The sequence below is a fragment of the Sphingomonas sanguinis genome (assembly GCF_001476905.1).
Classification (GTDB): domain Bacteria; phylum Pseudomonadota; class Alphaproteobacteria; order Sphingomonadales; family Sphingomonadaceae; genus Sphingomonas; species Sphingomonas sanguinis_B.
Genome location: NZ_LDTE01000034.1, coordinates 1 through 7,906 on the forward strand (window position 1 = coordinate 1; position 7,906 = coordinate 7,906).

Genomic DNA, 7,906 nt, shown 5'->3' on the forward strand with positions numbered 1-7,906 from the left:
GGCGATCTGGTCGCGCTGGCGCATCGGCAGGGGACGGGACCGGTCTTCCTGCTCGGCACCAGCCAGGGATCTATTGCGGCGATGAACGGCGCCGCCCATGCCGCGCCGGGAAGCGTCGCAGGCGTCGTGCTGACCGAGTCGGTGTCGGTGATGGGGGGCAGTCATGAGACGGTGTTCGATGCCGATCCGGCGCAGGTGACGATACCCGCGCTGGTCGTCGCCAACCGAGACGACCGGTGCAACGTGGCACCCCCCGCCGATGCCCCGCGCATCGCGGCGGCGATGACGCATAGCCCGGAAGTGAAGGTGCTGACGGTATCGGGCGGGGTCAGGCGGTCGAAGAAGGACTGCGGGTCCCTCACCCCGCATGGCTATTATGGGATCGAGGATAAGGTGGTGGACGCGATCGCGCGGTGGCTGGACGCCCATGCGCGGTGAAGCGCTACACGCCGCTCTGGCTGAACGATGGCTGGAAGGCGGATCTATGTGAAGATGTGTTCGCGCAGAGGCGCAGCCAAAAATGCGCAAATCCTTTTCCAACGAAAAAGGGCCCGGGGTTTCCCCCGAGCCCTTGTCCGTCATCCGAATATCAGGATCAGTCGCGATCACCGGTCAGGAAGGCCGGAGCGGCGAATTCGGGCGAACCGCCCTGCTCGCCGCCTTCGCGACGGGGACGGTCGCCACGATCGCGACGCGGGCCGCTGCGGCCTTCGCCACCACGATCACCACCGCGCTCGCCGCCACGGTCACCGCCGTCACGACGCGGACCGCGACCGCCTTCACGGGGACCACGGTCGCCGCGCGGTTCACGCGGTTCGCGGGCCGGACGATTGTCCTCCAGCTCGGCGCCGGTTTCCTGGTCGACGACGCGCATCGACAGGCGGACCTTGCCGCGCGGATCGATCTCGAGGACCTTGACCTTGACTTCCTGGCCTTCGCTCAGAACGTCCGAGACCTTCTCGACGCGCTCGTTCTTGATCTCCGAGACATGGACCAGACCGTCCTTGCCGCCCATGAAGTTCACGAACGCACCGAAGTCGACCAGGTTGACGACCTTGCCGTTGTAGATCTTGCCGACCTCGGCCTCTTCGACGATGCCCTTGATCCAGTTCATCGCGGCTTCGATCTGCGCACCGTCCGACGAGCTGATCTTGATCACGCCCTCGTCGTCGATGTCGACCTTGGCGCCGGTGGTAGCGACGATCTCGCGGATCACCTTGCCGCCGGTGCCGATCACGTCGCGGATCTTCGACTTGTCGATCGTCATCGTCTCGATGCGCGGCGCGTGCGCCGACAGCTCGGTGCGGGTCGACGACAGCGCCTTGTTCATCTCGCCCAGGATGTGCGCACGGCCTTCCTTGGCCTGTGCCAGCGCGACCTTCATGATCTCCTCGGTGATACCGGCGATCTTGATGTCCATCTGGAGCGAGGTGATGCCCTCGCTGGTGCCGGCGACCTTGAAGTCCATGTCGCCCAGGTGGTCCTCGTCACCCAGGATGTCGGACAGGACGGCGAAGTCCTTGCCTTCCAGGATCAGGCCCATGGCGATGCCCGACACCGGACGCTTCAGCGGAACGCCCGCATCCATCAGCGACAGCGAGCCGCCGCAGACGGTGGCCATCGACGACGAGCCGTTCGACTCGGTGATGTCGCTGGTCACGCGGATGGTGTAGGGGAATTCCTCCTTCGACGGCAGCACCGGGTGCAGCGCGCGCCACGCCAGCTTGCCATGGCCGATCTCGCGACGGCCCGGCGCGCCGAAGCGGCCCACTTCGCCGACCGAATAGGGCGGGAAGTTATAGTGCAGCATGAAGTGCTGGTACGACAGGCCGTTCAGGCCGTCGATCATCTGCTCGGCGTCGCGGGTGCCCAGCGTCGTGGTGGCAATCGTCTGGGTCTCGCCGCGCGTGAACAGCGCCGAGCCGTGCGAACGCGGCAGGAAGTGGACCTCGGCCTCGATCGGACGGATCTGGGTGGTCGAGCGACCGTCGATGCGGCGGCCGTCCTTCAGGATCGCGGTGCGGACGATCTCGGCTTCCAGCTTCTTGACGAGCTTGGCGGCGACCAGCTGCTCCTGGGGCGTGCGGTCGGCCATGGCGGCCTTCGCCTTGGCGCGGGCCTCGCCCAGCGCGGTCTGGCGCTGCTGCTTGTCGGTCAGCTTGTAGGCCGCCGTGATGTCCTTGCCGACCAGCTTCTTCAGCTCGGCCTTGACCGCCTTCTGGTCGTCGCCGACCTTCAGCTCCCACGGGTCCTTCGCGGCCTGCTCGGCGAGATCGATGATCGCGTCGATGATCTGCTGCGATGCCTTGTGCGCGAACATGACGGCACCCAGCATCACTTCCTCGGACAGCTCCTTGGCTTCCGACTCGACCATCATCACCGCGTCATGGGTGGCGGCGACGACCAGGTCTAGGTCGCCAGCCAGCGCCTCGGCGTCGGTCGGGTTCAGCTGATACTCGCCATCGACATAACCGACGCGCGCCGCGCCGATCGGGCCCATGAAGGGCACGCCCGAGATGGTGAGCGCGGCCGACGCGGCGACCAGCGCCAGGATGTCGGGCTCGTTCTCGCCGTCATAGGACAGCACCTGGCAGATGCAGTTGATCTCGTTGTAGAAACCTTCGGGGAACAGCGGGCGGATCGGACGATCGATCAGGCGGCTGATCAGCGTCTCACGCTCGGTCGCGCCACGCTCGCGCTTGAAGAAACCGCCGGGGATACGGCCCGCCGACGAGAACTTCTCCTGATAGTGAACGGTCAGCGGGAAGAAGTCCTGCCCTTCCTTCACATTCTTCGCGGCCGTCACGGCGCACAGCACCACCGTCTCGCCCAGCGTCGCGATCACCGCGCCGTCAGCCTGACGGGCCACCTTGCCGGTTTCGAGGGTCAGCGTCTTGCCGCCCCACTCGATGGCCACTTTCTTGGTATTGAACATGGAATATCCTTCACTCCGACGGGCCTATCCCGCCGGGGCCTATGGGTTGAGCCAAGATTGGCTCTGGAGGTCGACCGAATTGCCGATCCTCCGATCCTACCCGCACAGTTCGACGGGTTTCATGACATAAGGGCTTTGGGGAGGCGCATCCTTGCGCGCATCCGGTCGGCCGGGTGCTCTATACACCAACCGATAAAAAAAGGGCACCCCGTGAGGGATGCCCTTTTTCGTGGCGTGTCGCCTTGGCTTACTTGCGCAGGCCGAGCTTGGCGATCAGCGCCAGATAGCGGTCGCCATCCTTGTGACGCAGATAGTCGAGCAGCGAGCGGCGCTTGTTGACCAGCATCAACAGGCCGCGACGCGAATGGTTGTCCTTCGCGTGGGTCTTGAAGTGCTCGGTCAGGTTCTGAATACGCTGGGTCAGGATCGCGACCTGGACTTCGGGCGAACCCGTGTCACCCTCGGCGCGGGCATGATCCTTGATGATTTCCTGGCGGCGTTCAGCGGTGATCGACATCGTGATCCTTTCTTAATCGAGGTTGAAACCACGAACGACCCGGACCTGTTCGTCCAGCGCCTCCACCAGCGCCACCGGGATATCCCCCAGCATCGCGAAATATTGGCCATCGTCCACGGCAATCCCGGCCAGCACACGCCCCTGACGAAGCGCCCCTGCCTGGTCGGGGTCGAGAGCAAGAGCCGGGATGTCGTCCAGCCCCGCCCTCAGCGGCAGGAGTATCTGTTCAAGGGTCGCCGCCTGCCCCATTTCGTTCAATTTGTCCAGCGATATCGCCGGAGCCAGGGTGAACGGCCCGGCCTTGGTGCGGCGAAGCATGATGACATGGCCCACGGTGCCGAGCGCCAGCGCGATGTCGCGGGCGAGCGAGCGGATATAGGTGCCCTTCGAGACGTGCGCGGTGAGGGTAATCTCCTCCAAATCCTCCCCGGCACGGGGAGGGGGACCATCCGCAGGATGGTGGAGGGGGGCTTCCGCGAGGGACTCGCCCAGTGTCTCCCCCCCTCCACCATTCGCTGACGCGAACGGTTCCCCTCCCCGTGCCGGGGAGGATATGAGCGAGTGAATCGTCACGGCGCGACTCGCCAGCACCACCTCTTCCCCGGCGCGCGCCAGGTCATAGGCCCGCTCGCCATCGATCTTCAGCGCCGAATAGGCGGGCGGCACTTGGGTAATCGGCCCGGTGAAGCGCGGCAGCACCGCCTCCAGCGCGTCGCGGGTCGGGCGCACGTCGCTGGTCGCCACCACCTCGCCCTCCGCATCCAGCGTCGACGTCTGCTCGCCGAAGCGGATGGTGAAGTCATACACCTTGTCGCTGTCGAGCATCCGCCCGGCCAGCTTGGTCGCCTCACCCACCGCGATCGGCAGCACGCCGGTCGCCAGCGGGTCGAGCGTGCCGCCATGGCCGACCTTGATCCCCTTGCCATAACCGCCCTGGCGCAAGCACCGCTTGACCGCGCTCACCCCTTGCGTCGAACCGAGCCCCAGCGGCTTGTCGAGAATGATCCATCCATGCATCGGCAAGGCGTTAGTCGGGGTTCGTCATCCTCTCAAGCACCGTCCCGCCCGCCAGTGCCTCACCGAAATGGCGACGGCACAGCGCGACATAACGGTCATTGCCACCGATCTCGGTCTGTGCGCCCTCGGCAATCGCCTTCCCCTGGCTGTCGACGCGCAGGTTCATCGTCGCCTTCGCGCCGCATACGCAGACCGATTTGATCTCGCTCAACGCATCGGCGAGCGCCAGCAATCGCGCCGAGCCGGAGAACAGCTGTCCCTTGAAGTCGGTGCGCAGGCCATAACACAGCACCGGAATGCGATGCCGATCGGCCAGCCGCGCCAGCTGGTCGACCTGATCGGGCGTCAGGAACTGCGCTTCGTCGACCAGGATGCACGCAAGCGGCGTCTCTGCGTGCCGATCCAGCGCACAGGCCTCCAGATCGGTGGTCGCGTGAAACGGCGTCGCGGGCTGCGACAGGCCGATGCGCGAGGCGATCGTGCCATAGGCGAAGCGGTCGTCGATCGCGGCGGTGAACAGCATCGTGTTCATCCCCCGCTCGCGATAGTTGAAATCGGCCTGCAGCAGCATGGTCGATTTTCCCGCATTCATACTGGCGTAGTAGAAATAGAGCTTGGCCATGGCGCGCCCTTATCGGAAGGGAAGCATCGTATCGAGCATGGGAACGAAGAGAATATGAGATTCTGGACGGCTCTGGCCGCGATGGCAGCGTTGCCCTTGCTCGGCGCGGCGGCACCGGCGGGGGCCATCACCTATCATATCGATCCCGCCCATGCGCAAGTGCAAGCCAAGGTCGGCTTTTTCGGCCTGGGCAGCAAGACCGCCCGCTTTCCCAAGCTGGAGGGTCGCGTGGCCCTGTCCGACCGGGATGCGCAGGCGGTGACGCTGGACGTGCAGATCGATGCGCAGGCGCTGGAGGCGGGGGATTTGCTCACGCGCTCGCGATTGCGAGGGCCGGATTTCTTCGACGTCGATCATTATCGCCACGTGACCTTTCACGGATCGTCGATGACCCGCACCGGCCCGCACAGCGCGCAGGTGGCGGGCACGATTTCGGCGCGCGGCGTGACGCGGCCCGCGACCCTGATGGTCGAGTTCTCGCAGCCCTTCGCCGCGATGACGGGCCGCGAGCCGGTGCACATTGCCGCCACGACCCGGATCGACCGGCGCGATTTCGGGATGACCGCCTATCCGCTGATCGTCGGGCGGCAGGTGACGATCGCGATCGACGCGGATTTGATGCCTTCGGGAGTGTAATCCTACTCCCGTTCAGTCAGCGCTGAGGCCACGGGATGGGGTTCGCGCAGAGGCGCGGAGGACGCAGAGAAGGTTTCGCTAAACGCCCCCCTATCATGCCACCCCGGCGGAGGCCGGAGTCCAGTTGCGGAGGGTGCGCGAGGGCGCAATGGGCTCGCCGCCCCCGCTTTGGCGCAGCGCGCCATCGACGCAGAAGATACTGGACCCCGGCCTTCGCCGGGGTGGGCCACCTTATTGGATGCGGGATCTTCTTCTCCGCGCCCTCCGCGCCTCTGCGCGAACCTGAATCCCGTGGCCCTCGACTTCACTCAGGCGGAACGGGATGTCAGTCCTCTGACGTGTCACCCTCCGCCAGATCCTGCGCCACCTTGGGCGTGCGCAGCAGCGAGTCGATATGGCTGCCCTCGTCGAAGCTCTCGTCCGCCAAAAACTTCAGCTTGGCGGCATATTTCATCTTCACCCGCGTCGCGACCTCGCGCTGCAGATACGCGGTATTCGTGCGCAGCGCCTTGATGACCATTTCCTCGTCCTTGCCGAGCAGCGGCTTCACGAAGACGGTCGCGTGACGCAGGTCGGGCGACATGCGTACTTCGGTCACGCTGACCAGATGCTTGGCCAGCGTCTCGTCATGCACGTCGCCGCGCGCCAGGATTTCAGAGAGGATGTGGCGCACCTGCTCGCCCACGCGCAGCAGGCGGACCGAGGGTTCGGCGGGGTTTTTGGCTTGGACCATATGTTTCTTCTCAAACGAAAATCGCGGCCGCCATACCGGCGACCGCGATCCATTCCGGCGTGATGCACGGGCGGCAGGACCAGTCCCGCCGCCCCGCGATCATCAGAGCGAACGCTCGCGCATCTCGACCTCGAACGTCTCGAGATAGTCGCCCGGCTTGATGTCGGTGAAGTTCTGCGTGAACGTCACACCGCACTCCAGGCCAGCGCGAACCTCGGCGACATCGTCCTTGAACCGGCGGAGCGAGTTGATCTCGCCCTGGTAGATGATGACGTCGTTGCGCGTGATGCGGGCCTTGAGCGCCTTGCGGATGACACCCTCGGTGACCAGCAGACCGGCAGCCTTGCCGATCTTGCCCGCCGAGAAGACCTCGCGGATTTCGGCGCGGCCGACGACCGTCTCGAACGCCTCGGGGCCCAGCTCACCGGCCATGCCCGCGCGGATCTCGTCGATCAGGTCATAGATGACGTCGTAATATTTCAACGCCACCTTGTTCCGCTCGGCGATCTCACGCGCCTTGGCGTTGGCACGGACATTGAAGCCGATGATCGGGGCTCCGCTCGCGGCCGCCAGCGTCACGTCCGACTCGGTGATGCCACCGACACCCGAGTGCAGGATGCGCGCCTTGATCAGATCCGACTGGATCTTGTTGATCGACGCCACGATCGCCTCGACGGTGCCCTGCGTATCCGCCTTCACGACCAGCGGATATTCCTTGGCTTGGTTCGCCTTCAGCGCCGAGAACATCGACTCCAGGCTGGCCGGGGCCGAGGTCGTGCGCTTCTGCAGCACCACGCTCTGGCGATATTCGGCGACTTCACGCGCCCGCGCCTCGTTCTCGACGACCTGCAACAGGTCGCCCGCCTGGGGCACGCCCGACAGACCAAGGACTTCGACCGGCATCGCAGGACCCGCCTGCTTCACCTGACGGCCCTTGTCGTCGACCAGCGCACGGACCTTGCCGCTTTCCGCGCCAACGACGAACACGTCGCCGACCTTCAGCGTGCCGCGCGTGACCAGCACGGTCGCGACCGGACCACGGCCCTTGTCCAGCTTGGCCTCGACCACGCTGCCCTCGGCCGCGCGATCGGGGTTGGCGGTCAGTTCGAGCAGTTCGGCCTGCAGCTGGATCTTCTCGATCAGCGTATCCAGACCGATCTTCTTGAGCGCCGACACTTCGACGTCCTGGGTCTCACCACCCATGTCCTCGACCTGCACGTCATGCTCGAGCAGACGCTCACGGACGCGCTGGGCATTGGCGTCGTGCTTGTCGATCTTGTTGATCGCCACGATCATCGGCTTGCCCGCCGCCTTGGTGTGGTTGATCGCCTCGATCGTCTGCGGCATCAGCCCGTCATCGGCCGCCACCACCAGCACCACGATATCCGTGACGTCGGCGCCGCGGGCGCGCATCTGGGTAAAGGCCTCGTGGCCCGGCGTGTCGAG

General features: G+C 65.4%; 8 protein-coding genes. 2 read left to right on the forward strand and 6 right to left on the reverse strand.

Annotated features, from left to right (window positions below; all coding sequences use genetic code 11):
- Positions 1 to 438 (forward strand): alpha/beta fold hydrolase (locus tag SB4_RS06725; RefSeq protein ID WP_478212455.1); only part of this gene is annotated, 438 nt, incomplete at its 5' end.
- A 157-nt stretch (positions 439 to 595) separates the two neighbouring features.
- Here SB4_RS06725 and pnp read toward each other — a convergent pair.
- The 4 genes from pnp to SB4_RS06745 form a co-directional block, all read right to left on the reverse strand.
- The gene (gene pnp, locus SB4_RS06730; protein ID WP_058751950.1) at positions 596 to 2,935 is read right to left on the reverse strand and encodes a polyribonucleotide nucleotidyltransferase; all 2,340 of its coding nucleotides are present in this window, start codon (positions 2,933 to 2,935) and stop codon (positions 596 to 598) included.
- 247 nt (positions 2,936 to 3,182) lie between these two features.
- Positions 3,183 to 3,452, reverse strand: coding sequence for a 30S ribosomal protein S15 (gene rpsO / locus SB4_RS06735; RefSeq protein ID WP_007406197.1), 270 nt, complete (start codon positions 3,450 to 3,452; stop codon positions 3,183 to 3,185).
- A gap of 12 nt (positions 3,453 to 3,464) precedes the next feature.
- Positions 3,465 to 4,469 carry a tRNA pseudouridine(55) synthase TruB gene (gene truB / locus SB4_RS06740; protein ID WP_058751951.1) on the reverse strand — a complete coding sequence of 335 codons (1,005 nt, stop codon included), beginning with the start codon at positions 4,467 to 4,469 and terminating at the stop codon, positions 3,465 to 3,467.
- Positions 4,470 to 4,479: 10 nt separating this feature from the next.
- Complete coding sequence (locus SB4_RS06745) at positions 4,480 to 5,091, reverse strand: thymidine kinase (RefSeq protein WP_058751952.1); 612 nt, start codon at positions 5,089 to 5,091, stop codon at positions 4,480 to 4,482.
- Positions 5,092 to 5,145: 54 nt separating this feature from the next.
- On the opposite strand from SB4_RS06745, the gene SB4_RS06750 reads away from it, so the two are divergent.
- Positions 5,146 to 5,727, forward strand: a complete 582-nt coding sequence (locus SB4_RS06750) for a YceI family protein (RefSeq protein ID WP_058751953.1) — start codon at positions 5,146 to 5,148, stop codon at positions 5,725 to 5,727.
- A gap of 325 nt (positions 5,728 to 6,052) precedes the next feature.
- On the opposite strand, the gene rbfA is transcribed toward SB4_RS06750, so the two are convergent.
- Both rbfA and infB read right to left on the reverse strand, forming a co-directional pair.
- Positions 6,053 to 6,460, reverse strand: coding sequence for a 30S ribosome-binding factor RbfA (rbfA, locus tag SB4_RS06755; RefSeq protein ID WP_058751954.1), 408 nt, complete (start codon positions 6,458 to 6,460; stop codon positions 6,053 to 6,055).
- Positions 6,461 to 6,562: 102 nt separating this feature from the next.
- The coding region (gene infB / locus SB4_RS06760; protein WP_082670028.1) for a translation initiation factor IF-2 at positions 6,563 to 7,906 on the reverse strand (1,344 nt) is incomplete at its 5' end.